The sequence below is a fragment of the Streptomyces sp. SCSIO 75703 genome (assembly GCF_036607905.1).
Taxonomy (GTDB): Bacteria; Actinomycetota; Actinomycetes; order Streptomycetales; family Streptomycetaceae; genus Streptomyces.
This window is the reverse complement of the sequence record NZ_CP144555.1, coordinates 4619122-4636309: the sequence shown is the minus strand read 5'-3', so window position 1 is coordinate 4636309 and position 17188 is coordinate 4619122. Positions and strand designations below refer to the sequence as shown.

The 17188-nt window shown below is 76.0% G+C and carries 9 protein-coding genes; 4 read left to right on the top strand and 5 right to left on the bottom strand.

Features of this window, described 5'->3' with window-relative positions; all coding sequences use genetic code 11:
* Positions 1–79: 79 nt before the first annotated feature.
* On the bottom strand, positions 80–1219 hold the full coding sequence (locus VM636_RS20350) for a serine hydrolase domain-containing protein (protein ID WP_030418326.1): 1140 nt from the start codon (positions 1217–1219) through the stop codon (positions 80–82).
* 793 nt (positions 1220–2012) lie between these two features.
* On the opposite strand from VM636_RS20350, the gene VM636_RS20345 reads away from it, so the two are divergent.
* Both VM636_RS20345 and VM636_RS20340 read left to right on the top strand, forming a co-directional pair.
* Positions 2013–5309 carry a S8 family serine peptidase gene (locus tag VM636_RS20345; RefSeq protein WP_053912476.1) on the top strand — a complete coding sequence of 1099 codons (3297 nt, stop codon included), beginning with the start codon at positions 2013–2015 and terminating at the stop codon, positions 5307–5309.
* Positions 5310–5774: 465 nt separating this feature from the next.
* Positions 5775–6809: an aspartate-semialdehyde dehydrogenase gene (locus VM636_RS20340; protein WP_053912475.1), complete on the top strand. Its 1035-nt coding sequence runs from the start codon at positions 5775–5777 to the stop codon at positions 6807–6809.
* 103 nt (positions 6810–6912) lie between these two features.
* Here VM636_RS20340 and VM636_RS20335 read toward each other — a convergent pair whose 3' ends face one another.
* Complete coding sequence (locus VM636_RS20335) at positions 6913–7455, bottom strand: UTRA domain-containing protein (RefSeq protein WP_053912685.1); 543 nt, start codon at positions 7453–7455, stop codon at positions 6913–6915.
* A gap of 128 nt (positions 7456–7583) precedes the next feature.
* On the opposite strand from VM636_RS20335, the gene pepN reads away from it, so the two are divergent.
* A complete protein-coding gene (gene pepN, locus VM636_RS20330; RefSeq protein ID WP_053912474.1) occupies positions 7584–10157 on the top strand; it encodes an aminopeptidase N in 2574 nt (857 codons plus the stop codon).
* A 259-nt stretch (positions 10158–10416) separates the two neighbouring features.
* On the opposite strand, the gene VM636_RS20325 is transcribed toward pepN, so the two are convergent.
* The 3 genes from VM636_RS20325 to VM636_RS20315 form a co-directional block, all read right to left on the bottom strand.
* Positions 10417–10686 carry a hypothetical protein gene (locus VM636_RS20325; RefSeq protein ID WP_030418248.1) on the bottom strand — a complete coding sequence of 90 codons (270 nt, stop codon included), beginning with the start codon at positions 10684–10686 and terminating at the stop codon, positions 10417–10419.
* 71 nt (positions 10687–10757) lie between these two features.
* Positions 10758–13016 carry a 4-alpha-glucanotransferase gene (malQ, locus tag VM636_RS20320; RefSeq protein WP_338485274.1) on the bottom strand — a complete coding sequence of 753 codons (2259 nt, stop codon included), beginning with the start codon at positions 13014–13016 and terminating at the stop codon, positions 10758–10760.
* Between the two features lie 601 nt (positions 13017–13617).
* The gene (locus tag VM636_RS20315; protein ID WP_030418246.1) at positions 13618–13902 is read right to left on the bottom strand and encodes a hypothetical protein; all 285 of its coding nucleotides are present in this window, start codon (positions 13900–13902) and stop codon (positions 13618–13620) included.
* Positions 13903–14296: 394 nt separating this feature from the next.
* On the opposite strand from VM636_RS20315, the gene VM636_RS20310 reads away from it, so the two are divergent.
* Entirely contained in the window at positions 14297–17185 is a 2889-nt protein-coding gene (locus VM636_RS20310) for a beta-N-acetylglucosaminidase domain-containing protein (protein ID WP_030418245.1), read from the top strand.
* The last annotated feature ends 3 nt before the right edge of the window (positions 17186–17188 follow it).

Sequence of the window (17188 nt, the reverse complement as noted above, 5' to 3'; positions counted from 1 at the left end):
AGACCCCAGGCGGTCCGGGCGGTGTCCGGGGGAGGCGGCGGGCCGGCGGGCGCCGGTGGCGCCCCTCCCCCGGGCCGCCTCAGTCGCGGCAGAACTCGGCCTCGACCACCGCCGCGACGTCGCCGCTCCAGTCGCCGTTGAAGTTGAGGGCGAGGGCGTGGCGGCCGTCGCGGGTGGCGACCGCCTCCGAGGTGGAGCCGTGGATGCCGCCGCCGTGGCCCCAGACGTTCACCCCGCAGCTCAGCCTGGTCCTCATCAGTCCCAGTCCGTAGTCGGTCCGCTCGTCCATCGGGACCGTCGTCGTCATCTCGGCCAGTTGCCGGGCCGGCAGCAGCCGGCCGCGGAGCAGGGCGGTGTAGAAGCGGGTCAGGTCGTCCGAGCCGGAGATCATCTCGCCGGCCGCGTGGGCGAGGGACGGATTGAGCCGGGTGACGTCGTACGTGGGGCCCGTCGCCGTCTCGGCCAGCTTCGAGTACGCGCGGGAGCTGGGCCGGGGCATATCGGCGCGGGTGCCGGGGACGGAGGTGGCGCGCAGTCCGAGGGGCTGGATGATGCGGCGGCGGACCTCCTCGCCGTAGGGGCGGCCGGTCGCCTTCTCGATGACGAGGCCGGCCAGCACGTAGTTGGTGTTGGAGTAGTTCCAGGAGGTGCCCGGCTCGAAGTCGGGCCGGTGGCGCAGGGCGATGGCGACCGCCCGGCGCGGGGCCAGCGTGTCGTAGCGGTGGGCGAAGAAGCCGTCGGCGGTGAAGTACCGGCGGCCGAACTCCTCGTCGGCCGTGTAGTTGGCGATGCCGCTGGTGTGGTTGAGGAGTTGGCGCAGGGTGATCCGGGTGCCGTCGTGGCCGTTGCCCCGCACCAGTGCGGGCAGCCACCGGTCCACCGTGTCGTCGAGCGACAGCCGTCCCTCGGCCTCCAGTTGGAGGACGACGGTGGCGACGAAGGTCTTGGTGATGCTGCCCACCCGGTAGTGGTCGCGGTCCGAGCGGGGCCGGCCGGTGGACAGGTCGCCGGCGCCCGCGGTGGCGGACCAGGCGCCGTGGGCGTCCCGGGCGGTCGCGGTCGCGCCGGGCACGCCGTCGGCGACGGCGGCCTCCAGGGCGCGGCGGGTCGCGTCGTGTCCGGTGCCGGGGCGGGGGGCCGCCACGGCGGGTGCGGTCAGCACGGCCGACAGCAGGGCGGCGGTGGCGGTCACCAGGGCGGCTCGTCTGCGTGTGGTCATGGGGCGTCCCCATCCTCTGCTCCGCGGGTGCGCCCACCGGGCGGTGGGCGCCGTCGGGGGAAGGGACCCCCGGGCCCGCCGGCGGGTTGAGGACCGGCGGGGTGGTTGAGCCGCTTTCAGCCGCGGTGTTGCGGGCCGGGGCCGGGCCCGTCCCGTGGCCGGCCGCTCCCGCCACGGGCGCAGCCCGGTGCCGGGCGGCGAGGCCGGCGGAGCCGCCCGGGTCGGGGGGCGGAGCGTGCCGCCGGTGCCCCGCCCCGCGTGGACCGGCCGGACCCCGTGGTGGTCGACGGGCCGGCGGGCGAGGCGGGCGGGCGGCGCGGTGCGCGGCCAGTCCACGCCGGGCCGGGCGGGGGGTTCGGCCCGGCAGCCGGTCTCCTCGGCGAGTGCGCGCACGACGGTGTCGTACGGCTCCTCGCCGTGCTCCACGCCGCCGCCCGGCGGCACCCACTCGGGGACCCCGCCCGGCCCCGGGGGACGGGCGAGCGGGACCAGGCCGTCACGGACGCACCCGGCGCGGGCCGCCACCCTCGGTCTCCGGCGCACTCCGGGACGTCACCGCGTGCGGGCCGGTGGGCGGCAGGGGGCCGGGGTTTGTCGGCGCCCGTCCGTTACGTCCCCGGTGACGTATGGCGGAAGTACGCCATGAACACATCACATCGTTGCCAACTCTCCCCAAACACCGACCCCTTGGGTAAGGCTGAGCGGTCATCCGGGATCGCATTCCGGACTCTCGCGGTCAGGTCCGGTCGGACCCGGCCGTGCCCTCCCGTTCCTCCACCTCCAAGGGATGCCGATGACCCCCTCCCCCCAGCGCGAACCGATACCGGGCGGCAGACGCGCGGCCCGGCTGGCCGTGGCCGCGGGCCTCGCCGCCGCGCTCGGCGTGGCCGGGCCCCTGCCGCTGGCCATGGCGGCGGACCCCGCGCCCGCCACCGAGCCGTCCGTCAAGCCCGCCCACGACAAGCTCGGTTCGCACGACGCCGACCTGCTCGCCGAGGCGAAGGCCGACGGCGCGCGGGACGTCACGATGATGATCGCCACCGAGCCCGGCCAGACCGCCCAGGTGGCCCGGCAGCTCGACGCGGTCGACGGCGGCGCCGTGGGCCGCACCTACGACGACCTCGGCTACGTCCGCGCCACGGTGCCCACCGCCAAGGCGGACGCGGCCATCGCCGCCGCCGCGAAGCTCTCCTCCGTGCACGGCATCGACCTGCGCGACGAGATCCCGCTGGACGATCCCCGCCCCGACGCCGGCGCCACCGGCCAGGGCAAGGGGTCCGGGAAGGGCAAGGGCGGCTCCGTGAAGGCGCCGGACCGCAGGACGCCGGCCGAGAACCCGTACAACCCGTCCTTCGAGACGGGCGCCGTCGACTTCGTGAAGAAGAACCCGAAGGCGGACGGCCGCGGCGTCACGATCGGCATCCTCGACTCCGGCGTCGACCTCGGCCACCCGGCGCTGCAGAAGACCACCACCGGCGAACGCAAGATCGTCGACTGGGTCACCGCGACCGACCCGGTCGTCGACCGGGACCAGACCTGGCGTCCGATGCTGACCTCCGTCTCCGGACCCACCTTCACCTACGAGGGCAAGACCTGGAAGGCCCCGGCCGGCTCGTACCGGATCAGCACCTTCCTGGAGTCGTACACGGCGGGCGGCGACGCCGCGGGCGACGCCAACCGCGACGGCGACACCACCGACTCCTGGGGCGTGCTGTACGACCCGGAGAGCGGCACCGTGCGCGTCGACCTGAACAACAACCACGACTTCCGCGACGACACGCCGATGAAGCCCTACAAGGACGGCTTCCAGGTCGGCTACTTCGGCACCGACGACCCCTCCACCGACGTCGTCGAGCGCCAGCCGTTCGTGGTGGAGATCCGCAAGGACGTCGTCCGCAACGCGGCCGGCGACAAGGCCGACTTCGTCAACATCGGCGTCATCGAGTCCCAGCACGGCACCCACGTCGCCGGCATCACCGCCGCCAACGGCCTGTTCGGCGGCAAGATGAACGGCGCCGCCCCCGGCGCGAAGATCGTCTCCTCGCGCGCGTGCACCTGGACCGGCGGCTGCACCAACATCGCCCTCACCGAGGGCATGATCGACCTCGTCGTCAACCGCGGCGTCGACATCGTCAACATGTCGATCGGCGGCCTCCCCGCGCTCAACGACGGCAACAACGCGCGTGCCGAGCTGTACACGCGGCTCATCGACACCTACGGCGTCCAGCTCGTGATCTCCGCGGGCAACTCCGGCCCCGGCGCCAACACCATCGGCGACCCGGGCCTCGCCGACAAGGTGATCTCGGTCGGCGCCTCCATCTCCAAGGAGACCTGGGCCGTCAACTACGGCTCCGAGGTGAAGAAGAAGTACGCGATGATGCCCTTCTCCTCGCGCGGACCGCGCGAGGACGGCGGCTTCACGCCGACGCTCACCGCGCCAGGCGCCGCGATCAACACCACCCAGACCTGGCTCCCCGGCGGCCCCGTCCCCGAGGCCGGCTACGACCTCCCCGCCGGGTACAGCATGCTCCAGGGCACCTCGATGGCCTCCCCGCAGGCCGCCGGCGCCTCCGCGCTGCTGCTGTCCGCCGCCAAGCGCGAGGGCATCGACCTCACCCCGGCCACCCTGCGCACCGCGCTGACCTCCACCGCCGACCACATCGACGGCGTCCAGGCCTACGAGCAGGGCGCCGGCCTCATCAACGTCGTCGACGCCTGGAAGTCGATCCGCAAGGGCGCGACCGCCCACGAGTACCGGATCGAGGCGCCCGTCGACACCGCGATCGACGAGTTCCTGAAGACGCCGGGCAGCGGCACCGGCCTCTACGACCGCGAGGGCGGCCTGAAGGCCGGGCAGAAGAAGACCTACGACATCACGATCACCCGCACCTCCGGTCCCGCCAAGGCGCTCCGCCACGAACTGCACTTCGAGAAGAACGAGGGCCGCACCTTCCGCGTCCTCGGCTCCGACGTGGTCCGGCTGGAGCTGAACAAGCCGGTGACCGTCAAGGTCCAGGCGCAGCCGAGGACCGACGGGCTCAAGAGCGCGATCCTGGAGATCGACGACCCGCGCACCGAGGGCATCGACCGCCAGGTCCTCACCACGGTCGTGGCCGCCTCGCCGCTGGAGCACTCCGTCACTCGGAAGGGCTCCGTGCAGCGCAACGACACCCGCTCCTACTTCGTGACGGTCCCCGAGGGCGCCAAGGCGCTGGAGGTGGCCATCGGCGGGCTGAAGCCCGGCAGCCAGACCCGGTTCATCGCCATCCACCCCTACGGCGTCCCGGTCGACAGCACCTCCACGCCGTACTGCTACAACAACTACCTCGACGGCAACGGCTGCCGGCCCGACGCCCGCTCCTACGCCGAGCCGCAGCCGGGCGTCTGGGAGATCGAGGTCGAGGCCCGGCGCACCTCGCCGCTGCTGGACAACCCGTACACGCTGGAGGCCACCGTCCTCGGCGCCGACTTCGACCCGCGGGTCGTGACCGTGCCCGAGGCCACCGCCGGCACCCCGGCCGCCGCCTCCTGGAAGGTGACCAACCGGTACGCCGCCCTCGACGCCACGCTGACCGGCGGCCCGCTGGGCTCGGCGGTCACCTCCCGCCCGACCATCGCGAACGGCGCGAAGGCCGTCACCACGGTCGAGGTGCCCGCGGGCGCCGCCTCCCTCGACGTCGCCATCGGCAACGTCTCCGACGCGGCCTCCGACCTCGACCTGACGGTGTACGACGCGAGCGGGCGGGCGGTCGCCCGGTCCGCCGACGGCGACTCGGAGGAGGCGGTCTCGATCGCCCGCCCGGCCGCCGGCACGTACACGATCGAGGTCGCCGCGTACTCGGTGCCCTCGGGCACCACGGAGTACGACTACCGGGACGTGTACTTCTCCGAGGCGCTCGGCTCGGTCACCGTCGACGACCCGGCCCGGGTGCAGCTCGCCACCGGGGCCACGGCCACGGTGTCCGGCAGCGTCACCGCGCTGGCCGCCGCGCCCGCGGGCCGCGAGTTCTTCGGCCAGGTCAAGCTGGTGAACGCCCGCGGCACCGTCGCGGGCCTGGGCAGCGTCCGGATCGGGACGGTCCTGCCGTAGTCCGGCGGAGCCGGACGGTCCGGAGGGCGGGCGCCTCGCAGGAGGCGCCCGCCCTTCGCCGTGCGGGGCGCGCGCCGTGGTGCCCGCGGGGGCCGTGCGGGGCCGCCGCCGCGGGACCGGCCGGGCGCGCGGGGCCGCCGCCGCGGGACCGGCCCGTTTCCGGCCCGTTTCCGCCGAGGCGTACGTCACACCCCGGTGTGGCGGAGGGGGGCCGGGGAAGGGGCCGGGACGGCACGGCTTGCGGCGGGAGGAGTGGATCGGGGTGGTTTTTCCCGCTCGGTGCGGTTTTCCGCGCCGTCTCCACGGCCGCCGTCCGGGGTCCGGGCGTCCCGGCATCCGGGCAGCCGGACCAAAGAACTGGACAGGCGGGCCCAGGTCGGACGCATGATGGAAAAGCCCCGGCCACGCAGACGGCCGCGCGTACCCCGCGCGGGGGCACGTGACACAGACGGAGAGGGAGTCACCGTGAGGATCGGAATCGTCGGAGCCACCGGTCAGGTGGGCACGGTCATGCGCAGGATCCTCACGGAACGCGCGGCGACCGGCGCCCTCGGCCCCGTCGAGGAGCTGCGCCTGTTCGCCTCGGCCCGTTCCGCGGGCCGGGACCTGGACGGCGTGACCGTGGAGGACGCGGCGACCGCCGACTACTCCGGCCTGGACGTCGTGCTCTTCTCCGCGGGCGGCGCGACCTCCCGGGCGCTGGCCGAGAAGGTCGCCGCCCAGGGCCCCGTGGTGATCGACAACTCCTCCGCCTGGCGCCGCGACCCCGAGGTGCCGCTGGTGGTGGCCGAGGTGAACCCGCACGCGATCGCCGACCGCCCCAAGGGCATCATCGCCAACCCGAACTGCACCACCATGGCCGCCATGCCGGTGCTGCGCCCCCTGCACTCCGAGGCCGGCCTGGAAGCACTGGTCGTCTCCACGTACCAGGCCGTGTCCGGTTCCGGCGTGGCCGGCGTCGACGAGCTGTTCGATCAGGTGCGCAAGGTGGGCGAGGACGCGCCGAAGCTCACCCACGACGGCGCCGCCGCCGAGTTCCCCGAGCCGCGCGCCTACGTGGCGCCGATCGCGTACAACGTGCTGCCGATGGCCGGCTCGATCGTCGACGACGGCCTGAACGAGACGGACGAGGAGCAGAAGCTCCGCCACGAGTCCCGCAAGATCCTGGACATCCCCGGGCTGAAGGTCTCCGGCACCTGCGTGCGGGTGCCCGTCTTCACCGGCCACTCCCTCCAGATCAACGCCCGCTTCGCCCGCCCGCTCGACGTCGAGCGCGCCCGCGAGCTGCTGGCCGGCGCCCCGGGCGTGGCCCTCGCCGAGGTGCCGACCCCGCTGCGGGCCGCGGGCCAGGACCCGTCCTTCGTCGGCCGCATCCGCCGCGACGAGACGGTCGACAACGGCCTCGCCCTCTTCGTCTCCAACGACAACCTCCGCAAGGGCGCGGCCCTGAACACGGTCCAGATCGCCGAACTGGTCGCCGCGGAACTCACCGCGAAGTAACCCGCACACCCCGAAGGGCGGCCCCGTGCCCGGGGGCCGCCCCTTCGTCCGTGCCCACTCGGGCAGCGCCGGTCCGTGGAGCCGTGGTCGTCGGTGGGCACGGTCAGCCGATCCGGGTCTCGTAGCGCAGTCGCTGCCGGTGGGCGGGCATGACCATCAGGTCGGCCTGGACGGGGCGGTCCTCGCGGTCCCGGGTGACCCGGCTCAGGGTGAGGACCGGCTCCCCCGGGCCCATCCCGAGGGCCTCGCGTTCCTCCTCCTCGGGCATGCGCGCGGTCACCTCCTCGGTCACCCGTGCGCCGGCGTGTCCCAGCTCGGCGAGGAGAGCCACCGCGCCGCCGGGGATCCTCCGCCGCTCCGCGAGGCGGGTCCCCAGGGCGATGTGCGCGGGGTAGTAGGTGTCGGTCAGCTCGCACGCCACACCGTCCAGCCGGATCACCCGGCGCCGCACCACGACCGTCTCGCCCGCCGCCACGCCCAGCAGCCCGGCGACCTCGGCGGGGGCGGGCACGGGACCGGCGTGGACGATGCTCTGCGTCCCCTTCCTTCCGCGCGCCGCGGCCTCGGCGGCCCAGGCGTCCGGCCGGCCCTTCTCCCCCGGCGTCAGGTACGGCGCCGAGCCGCCGGCCCAGATGTGCTCCCCCACGGTGTCCTCCCGAGCCCGCGGTCCGGTGTTGCCGGCTCCCACCGTAGGCGCCCGGAAACGGTCATCGCTTCCGGTGTGGGGGGCGTGGAAGGATGGGCCGGTCCACATCATCACGAGGAGATGACCGCGTGCCTGGCACAAACCTGACTCGCGAGGAGGCGCGGCAGCGGGCCAAGCTGCTGACCGTCGACTCGTACGAGATCGATCTCGACCTCACCGGCGCGCAGGACGGGGGCACCTTCCGGTCCGTGACGACGGTGCGCTTCGACGTCGCGGAGGGCGGTGCCGAGTCCTTCGCGGACCTGGTGGCGCCGGCCGTCCACGAGGTGACGCTGAACGGGGACGCGCTCGACCCCGCCGAGGTGTTCCGCGACTCGCGCATCGCGCTGCCGGGGCTGCTGGAGGGCCGCAACGTCCTGCGCGTCGTCGCCGACTGCGCCTACACGAACACCGGCGAGGGCCTGCACCGCTTCGTCGACCCGGTCGACGACCAGGCGTACCTGTACACCCAGTTCGAGGTGCCCGACGCCCGCCGCGTCTTCGCCGACTTCGAACAGCCGGACCTCAAGGCGACGTTCCGCTTCACCGTGCGGGCGCCCGAGGGGTGGAGCGTGATCTCCAACTCCCCCGCGCCCGAACCGAAGGACGGCGTCTGGGAGTTCGAGCCGACCCCGCGCATCTCGACGTACATCACGGCGCTGATCGCCGGCCCGTACCACTCGGTGCACAGCGTGTACGAGAAGGACGGCCGGTCGGTGCCGCTCGGCATCTGGTGCCGGCCCTCGCTCGCCGAACACCTCGACGCCGAGGCGATCTTCGACGTGACCCGGCAGGGCTTCGACTGGTTCCAGGAGAAGTTCGACTACCCGTACCCGTTCGAGAAGTACGACCAGCTCTTCGTGCCCGAGTTCAACGCGGGCGCGATGGAGAACGCGGGCGCGGTCACCATCCGGGACCAGTACGTCTTCCGCTCGAAGGTGACGGACGCCGCCTACGAGGTGCGCGCCGCCACCATCCTGCACGAGCTGGCGCACATGTGGTTCGGCGACCTGGTCACCATGGAGTGGTGGAACGACCTGTGGCTGAACGAGTCGTTCGCCACCTTCGCCGAGGCCGCCTGCCAGGCGTCCGCGCCCGGCTCGAAGTGGCCGCACTCGTGGACGACGTTCGCCAACTCGATGAAGACCTGGGCCTACCGGCAGGACCAGCTCCCCTCCACGCACCCGATCATGGCGGACATCCGCGACCTGGACGACGTGCTGGTCAACTTCGACGGCATCACGTACGCCAAGGGCGCCAGCGTCCTCAAGCAGCTCGTCGCCTACGTCGGCGAGGACGCCTTCTTCCGCGGCGTGCAGGCGTACTTCAAGCGGCACGCCTACGGCAACACCCGTCTGCCGGACCTGCTGGGCGCGCTGGAGGAGACCTCCGGCCGGGACCTGGCCGCCTGGTCGAAGGCGTGGCTGGAGACGGCCGGCATCAACGTCCTGCGTCCCGAGATCGAGACCGACGCCGAGGGCGTCATCACCTCCTTCGCGGTCCGCCAGGAGGCCCCCGCGCTGCCGGCCGGCGCCCAGGGCGAGGCGACGCTGCGCCCGCACCGCATCGCCGTCGGCGCCTACGACCTGGACGCCGACGGCCGCCTGGTGCGCGGCGACCGCGTCGAGCTGGACGTGGACGGCGAGCTGACCGCCGTCCCGCAGTTCGTCGGCCGGGCGCGCCCGGCGGTGCTGCTGCTCAACGACGACGACCTGTCGTACGCCAAGGTCCGCCTGGACCCGGACTCCCTCGCGGTCGTCACCGAGCACCTCGGCGACTTCGCCGAGTCGCTGCCGCGCGCCCTGTGCTGGGCGTCGGCCTGGGACATGACCCGGGACGCGGAGCTGCCCGCCCGGGACTACCTGGCGCTGGTGCTCTCCGGCATCGGCAAGGAGTCGGACATCGGCGTCGTGCAGTCGCTGCACCGGCAGGTGAAGCTCGCCGTCGACCAGTACGCCGACCCCGCCACCCGCGAGGCGCTGCTCACCCGCTGGACCGAGGCGACCCTCGCCCACCTGCGGGCCGCCGAGGCCGGCGGCGACCACCAGCTCGCCTGGGCGCGGGCGTTCGCGGCGACGGCCCGCACGCCCGAGCAACTGGACCTGCTGGAGGGCCTGCTCGACGGCACGGAGGCGATCGAGGGCCTGGCGGTCGACACCGAGCTGCGCTGGGCGCTGGTGCAGCGGCTCGCCGCGGTGGGCCGGTTCGACGAGGCGGAGATCGCCGGCGAGTACGACCGGGACCGCACGGCGGCCGGTGAGCGGCACGCCGCGACCGCGCGGGCCGCGCGGCCGACCGAAGAGGCGAAGGCGGACGCCTGGGCCTCGGTGGTGGAGTCGGACACGCTGCCGAACGCGGTGCAGGAGGCGGTCATCGCCGGCTTCGTCCAGACCGACCAGCGTGAGCTGCTCGCGCCGTACGCGCAGCGGTACTTCGAGGCGCTGGCCGGGGTCTGGGAGTCGCGTTCGCACGAGATGGCCCAGCAGATCGCGGTCGGCCTCTACCCGGCGGTGCAGGTGTCCCCGGAGACGCTGGAGCGGACGGACGCCTGGCTGGCCTCCGCCGGGCCCAACGCGGCCCTGCGGCGCCTGGTCTCGGAATCCCGCGCGGGCGTGGAGCGGGCGCTGAACGCGCAGGCCGCCGACGCGGCGGCGGCGCGGTAGGCCTCCGGCGGCGCCGAGGCGCCGCCGGACGGCTCACGGCCCCGGTCGCCCCTGAGGGGCGGCCGGGGCCGTGGCGTGTACGGGACCGGGCGCGCGGCGCGGCACGCGGGGGCGGAGTGCGCGACGGCGTGGCGAGGGCAGCACGGCGAGGGCGCCGGCTCCGCCCCCGTACGGCGAAAGCGCGTACGGGAAGCGGGCCGGCGCCCTCGCCGCGATGAGCGGGGAACCGGTGCGAAGCGCCCGGCGGGCGCCCCGGCGGTCAGACCTTGGCGTCGGTCTCGGGCTTGCGGGCGATGACCCGGTGCTCCGGCTTGGAGCGGTCCAGGACCATCACGAGGCCCGCGATGCCCACGAAGAGCGCGAGCGGGAGCAGGACGTACAGGCCCAGCGTCTCGACCACGCTCAGGCCGGTGCCGGGGTCGTCGCCGTCGTCGCGGGTCAGCGCGAGCGCGGGGGACGACATGAGCAGCATCATCAGCGTCGTACCGGCTGCCAGGGCGCCGGCGCGCAGGGCGTTCTTCTTGTCCACGGTGTCCAAGTTAGCGAACGGTGATCCGGGGCGCGCGGCCGGGGTGCCGTTGACGCGCCGGGGCCCGGTGTTCAGCGGGCGGCGCCGGACCGCAGGACACCGGCCAGGGCGCGCAGCCGGGGCGAGTCCATCAGCTCCTCCAGGGGGACCGGGCGGCCGGTGGCGTCGGTGACGGGCAGCCGCCAGTTCGGGTACTGGTCCGAGGTGCCGGGGACGTTCTGCGGGCGCCGGTCGCCGACCGCGTCGGGCAGCCAGAGGCCGACCAGGCGGGCGGGGGTGCGCAGCAGGAAGCGGTGGACGGCCTGGATCTCGGCCTCCTCCCGGGCGGAGGGGCGGTCCTCCCCGGCGGCGTCGACGGCGGTACCGGGGGCGCTCTCGTCGGGGTGGCCGGGGGTGGTGCCCGCGGCAGGGTCCGAGCCGGCGCCCGCGGCGAGGCCCGTCTCGGTGCCCGCGGCAGGGTCCGAGTCGGCGCCCGGGGCAGGGTCCGTGCCGGTCTCCGGTGGGGGCAGCAGGCCGAGGGCGGTGAGCCGGGCGAGCCACCGGCCGGTCTCGGCGCGCGCGCTCGCGCGTTCCTCCGCCGGGGGGCGGGTGAGCAGGCCGAGGCGGTCGCGGAGGGCGACGTCGGCACCGGTGAGACGGGCCGCGGTGGGCGGCAGGTCGTGGGTGGTGGCGGTGGCCAGGCAGTCGGCCCGCCACCGCTCGGGCGGCAGGGGACCGCCGTCGTCCCCCCGCTCGAACCAGAGCACGGAGGTGCCGAGCACCCCGCGTGCGCGCAGCGCCTCGCGCACCCCCGGCTCGACGGTGCCCAGGTCCTCGCCGATGACCACGGCTCCGGCGCGGGACGCCTCCAGGACGAGGACGGCGAGCATCGCCTCGGCGTCGTAGTGGACGTAGGTGCCCTCGGCGGCCGGGCGGCCCCGCGGCACCCACCAGAGCCGGAAGAGGCCCATCACGTGGTCGACGCGGAGCGCGCCGGCGTACCGGAACAGGCCGCGCAGCAGTTCGCGGAAGGGCGCGTAGCCGCAGGCGGCGAGCCGGTCGGGGCGCCAGGGCGGCAGCCCCCAGTCCTGGCCGCGGGCGTTGAAGGCGTCCGGCGGGGCGCCCACCGACATGCCGTCGGCGAAGTGCTCGCGCCCCGCCCAGGTGTCGGCCCCGTGGGGGTGGACGCCGACGGCGAGGTCGTGCACGACGCCGACCGCCATGCCGGCCTCGCGGGCGGTGCGCTGGACGTCGGCCAGGTGGGTCTCGGTGAGCCAGGCGAGGCGGCGGTGGACCTCGACCCGGTCGGCGAGGGCGGCGCGGGCGCGGGCGGTCCCGGCCGAGCGGGCGTCGCGCAGTTCCCCGGGCCAGCGGTGCCAGTCGGGACCGTGCGCCTCGGCGAGGGCGCACCAGCTGGCGTGCTCCTCCAGGGCCGGGCCGCGCTCGGCGAGGTAGGCCCGGTACGCGGCCCGGCGCTCGGGGGCGAGGGGTTCGGCGCACAGCAGCTCCAGGGCCTCGTGCTTCAGCCCGGCCACCGCGTCCCGGTCGATGAGGGCGTCCCCGGCCAGCACCGACCGGCGCAGCCGCGCGCCCCGCTCCGCCAGCTCCGTCAGCCGTCGCCGCCGGGCGGGGTCGGTGACCCGGGCGTACTCGGGCACGTCCTCGATCCGCAGGTGCACCGGGTCGGGGAAACGGCGGGAGGACGGCCGGTACGGGGAGGGGTCGCAGGGGGCACCGGGCACCCCCGCGTGCAGCGGGTTGACCTGGACGAACCCGGCGCCCAGGGTCCGGCCGGCCCAGGCGGTCAGCGCGGCGAGGTCGCCGAGGTCGCCCATGCCCCAGGAACGCCCGGACAGGACGGAGTAGAGCTGGACGAGGAGCCCGTGGGAGCGGCCCTCGGGGGCGGGCAGCCGGGCGGGGGCGACGACGAGGTGGGCGTCGGCGGTGCGGCCGTCGGGGGCGGTCGCGGTGAGCCGGTGCACGCCGGGCGCGAGTCCGCCGGCGGTGGCGCGGACCTCGCCCTGCTCGGTCTCGACGCGGAGCCGGGTGCCGTCGGGCAGCGCGGCCAGGGCGGCGGGCGCGGGGGCACCGGACCAGTGGACGAGGGTCGGCGGGAGCAGCCGGGCGCGCAGGGCGGCCTCCCGGGCGGCGAGCGCGTGCCGGACGGCCTCCGGCCCGCTCGCGTCGACGTCCAGGGCGGCGAGGGCGCGGACGACGGCGGCGGGCCCGACGGTGACCGTGCGGTCCGGGGAGGGGCGGTAGGAGGTGGCGACGCCGTGCAGCCCGGCGAGCCGGGCCAGGTCCGCGGCGGGGTCGGCCGTGGCGCGGGGGGCGGTCCGGGCGGTGGTCATCCGGGGCCTTCTTCCGGGTCGGGCCGGCGGGGCCCGGGGGCCGGGCGGGCCGGGCCGGCGCCGGGTGCGGGCGGCGGACCGGCCGGGCCGGCGCCGGGTGCGGGCGGCGGACCGGCCGGGGGCGCCCCCGGGCGGGGCGGGCGGCCCCCGTGCGGGCGGTGCCGGCGGGGCGGCGGCGCGGCGGGCGGGCGTGCCGCGCCCGACGACCATGCCTCAGGGCCGGGCGCCGGGCCCCGCGACCCGCGGCGGGACGGGCCGGAATCGACCGGGATGGACCGCGAACGGCCGCGGCGGGCCCCGCCCCCGGGCCGGCACCAGCCGGCCGTGCGGGGCCGCGGCAGACGGCGGCGGATCCGGACAGGCCCCCGACGGGGCCGCGGGACCGCCACGGACCGCGTCGGACCGCCGCCGACCGCGACCGGCCGAGAAGGCGGTCACCGGTCGCGAGGGCGGTCACCGACCGTGGCGGACGGCGACCGCCGTGAAGGAGGCGACCGGCCGTGACGGCCGGCGGGAACACGGGGGAAGACCGGGGGAAACCCGGGGAACTCCGGAGCCGGACGGGCCGGGAACAGGCCCGTACCGCCGGAGGGAAGGCCCTCTACGGCGTCGTCACGGGCTCCGGGACGGCGAAGGAGGCGGTGCCCTGCTCGGGGACGACCGCCGTCAGCTCGGGGGAGGACTCGCTGGTCAGCGGGACGGCGTCGGTGAACGGCGACTCGCTGGTGAGGGGCTCGGCGTCGGCGAGCGGCGGCTCGGCGGTGAGCGGGGCCTCGGCGCCCTTGCCGGTGGCGCTGAAGACCCGGTAGTGCGGACTGTCGGGGTCGGCGGCCGGCTCCGCCACGGGTTTGGACGGAACGGGCAGCAACGGTGCGGAAACGGCCACGGGGGCCTCCTTGGTCGAGTGCGCTGGTGGCTGTTACGGCAGCCCCTACCCAGTCGGCGCGAGGACAGACGCCCCACAACGGACATCGTGACCCTGGTCACACTCCACCCGCGCGGAATCCGCCCTTCCCCGGGCGAAACCGTCACACCGGCCGTCACCCGGTCGGGCAATCCGGTCACGGCGGCCACCGTCGTTGACAGAGTCCCCGCACGGGTGGTGGGCTCGGCCCCGCATGCGCAGACGTGACGCAGACGTGATGCGAACGTGATGCGGGCGTAGTGGCCCGCGGTGCGGACGCGACGCCGGGACGCGACGGGTCCGGCGGACGTGGTGCCGGTGCCGCGACACCGATCGGCGTGGCCGCGGACGGCGTGGGAGACAACCGGGAGGTGCCGTGCAAGCACGGCGGAGGAAGGGGACGGCCGCCCTCGCGTTCGCCGTCCTCGCCGGAAGCCTGGGAGCGCTGGGCACCGCCCCCGCCGTGGCGGCGGAGCCGCACACCGGCGGGGCCGCCGCGCGGCCCGAGCGGGCGGCGGGCACCGGCCCGGCCGTCTGGCCGCGCCCCCAGTCGCTGCGGGCCGGCGGCTCGGCGGTGACGGTCACCGAGGAGGTGGCCCTGCTGGCGGCCCCGGGCGCCGATCCGTACGCCCTGGAGGCACTGCGGGAGGTGCTGCGGGAGGCGGGCGCGCGCCGCGTCACGACCCCGGCCGCCGGGGAGCGGCCGGCCGAGGGGGCGCTGGTGGTGCGGACCACCACCGAGGGCACCCACGCCGTCTCGCCGGGCGCGCAGGCGCAGGCGCTGCCCCCGGGCGGGTACCGGCTCACCGTGGGCGGCGGCACCGTCACCCTGGCCGGGACCGGCGCGGACGGGCTGTTCCACGCCGTGCAGACGCTGCGCCAACTGGTGGACCCGGCCGCCGGGACCATCGCGGCCGTCGTCGTCGAGGACTGGCCGGGCACCGCCGTGCGCGGGGTCACCGAGGGCTTCTACGGCACGCCCTGGACGCACGCGGAGCGGCTGGACCAACTGGACTTCCTGGGCCGCACCAAGCAGAACCGGTACCTGTACTCCCCCGGCGACGACCTCTACCGGCAGGCCCGCTGGCGCGAGCCGTACCCGGCCGGGCAGCGCGCCCGGTTCCGGGAGCTGGCCGAACGGGCCCGCGCCAACCACGTCACGCCGGCCTGGGCGGTGTCGCCGGGGCAGGCCATGTGCTTCTCCTCGGAGGCGGACGTGCGGGCGCTGACCCGCAAGCTGGACGCGATGTGGGCGCTCGGTTTCCGCGCCTTCCACCTCCAGTTCCAGGACGTCAGCTACAGCGAGTGGCACTGCGACGCGGACGCGCGGGAGTTCGGCTCCGGCCCCGGCTCGGCGGCGCGGGCGCAGGCCCGGGTGGCGAACGCGGTGGCCCGGCACCTGGCCGGCCGGCACCCGGACGCGGCCGACCTGACGGTGATGCCGACCGAGTACTACCAGGACGGGTCGACGTCCTACCGCCGGGCGCTGGCGGACGCCCTGGACCCGGCGGTGCAGGTGGCGTGGACCGGCGTGGGCGTGGTGCCGCGCACCATCACCGGGCGGGAACTGGCCGAGGCGCGCGGCGTGTTCGGCCGCCCGCTGGTCACCCTGGACAACTACCCGGTCAACGACTACGAGCCCGGCCGGCTCTTCCTCGGCCCCTACCAGGGCCGGGAGCCGGCCGTGGCCACCGGCTCGGCGGCGTTGCTGGCCAACGCGATGGAGCAGCCGCGGGCCTCCCGCATCCCGCTGTTCACGGCCGCCGACTACGCCTGGAACCCGCGCGACTACCGGCCCGAGGAGTCCTGGCGGGCCGCGATCGGCGACCTGGCGGGCGGTGACGCGGGCGGCCGGCGGGCGCTCGCGGCCCTGGCCGGCAACGACGCGTCCTCGGTGCTCGGCACCGAGGAGTCGGCGTACCTGCGGCCCCTGATGGAGGCGTTCTGGCGGGCGGACTCCGGGTCCGGCGGGGACGTCGCGGCGGCGGAGCGGCGGCTGCGCGGGGAGTTCGCGCTGCTGCGGGAGCTGCCGGGCCGGCTGCCCGCCGCGCTCTCCGCCGAGGTCGCCCCCTGGGCGCGGCAGCTCGCCCGGTACGGCGAGTCCGGGGAGGTCGCCCTGGACCTGCTGGCGGCGCAGCGCGCCGGGGACGCGGCGGCGGCCTGGACGGCGTACCGGGAGCTGGGCCGGCTCCGCGGGGAGTTGGGCACGGCCCGCGTCACGGTCGGCGAGGGCGTGCTGGACCCGTTCCTCGGGCGGGCGCAGAAGGCGTACCGGTCCTGGGCGGGCCTGGACCACGAGCCGGCCGCGGAACCGGAGGCCGGCGAGGGCCGCACGGTGCGTTTCCCGCGCACCCGGCCGCTGGCGACGGTGACGGTGCTGGCCGACCCCGGCGCCCGGGGCGAGGTGGAGGTGCGGGTCCCCGGCGAGGGCTGGGTGCGGGCCGGCGCGCTGGCGGCGGACGGCGCCACCGAGGTCACCGTGCGCCGCGCGGTGCGGGCGGTGCGGGTCACCGGGGACGGCGCCGCGCGGGTGCGGCACCTGGTGCCGTGGTTCGGGGACGCGGCGGACGCCTCGCTGGAGCTGCCCGGGACCCGCACGGAGGCGCAGATCGGCGTCACCGAGCGGGTCACCGTGCGGCTCGGCTCGCTGCGGGCGCGGGACGTGCGGGGCACGCTGACCGCCGAGGCCCCCGAGGGCGTGGAGGTGCGGCTGCCGAAGGGGCCGCTGACGCTGCCGCGCGGCCGGGAGGTGCAGGTCCCGCTGGAGGTGACGGTCGCCCCGGGCACGCCGGTCCGTTCGTACGGGATCCGGGTCGGGTTCGGCGGGGTGGAGCGCACGCTGACGGTCGCGGCGTTCCCGCGCACCGGCGGTCCCGACCTGGCGCGCGGGGGCACCGCCGCCTCCTCGGCGGACGAGACGGAGGACTTCCCGGCCTCGGCGGCGAACGACGGGGACCCCGAGACGCGGTGGTCCTCGCCGGCGGACGACGGCGCCTGGTGGCAGGTGGAGCTGGAGCGGCCGGTGCGGCTGGGCCGGCTCGTGCTGCACTGGCAGGACGCCCACGCCTCGGAGTACCGGGTGCAGGTGTCCCCGGACGGACGGCGCTGGCGTACGGCGGCCTCGGTGCGCGAGGGGCGGGGCGGCGAGGAGTCGGTCCGCATGGACGCGCGGGACGTGCGCTTCGTGCGCGTGCAGGGCGAGAAGCGGGCGACGCCCTACGGTTACTCGCTGTGGTCGGTGGAGGCGTACGCGGTCGCGGAGTGACCC

What these genes read in the sequence shown, in the direction of transcription:
- malQ (WP_338485274.1), bottom strand. Translation starts at nt 13,016, where the DNA reads ATGACCACCGCCCGGACCGCCCCCCGCGCCACGGCCGACCCCGCCGCG.
- VM636_RS20350 (WP_030418326.1), bottom strand. Translation starts at nt 1,219, where the DNA reads ATGACCACACGCAGACGAGCCGCCCTGGTGACCGCCACCGCCGCCCTG.
- VM636_RS20345 (WP_053912476.1), top strand. Translation starts at nt 2,013, where the DNA reads ATGACCCCCTCCCCCCAGCGCGAACCGATACCGGGCGGCAGACGCGCG.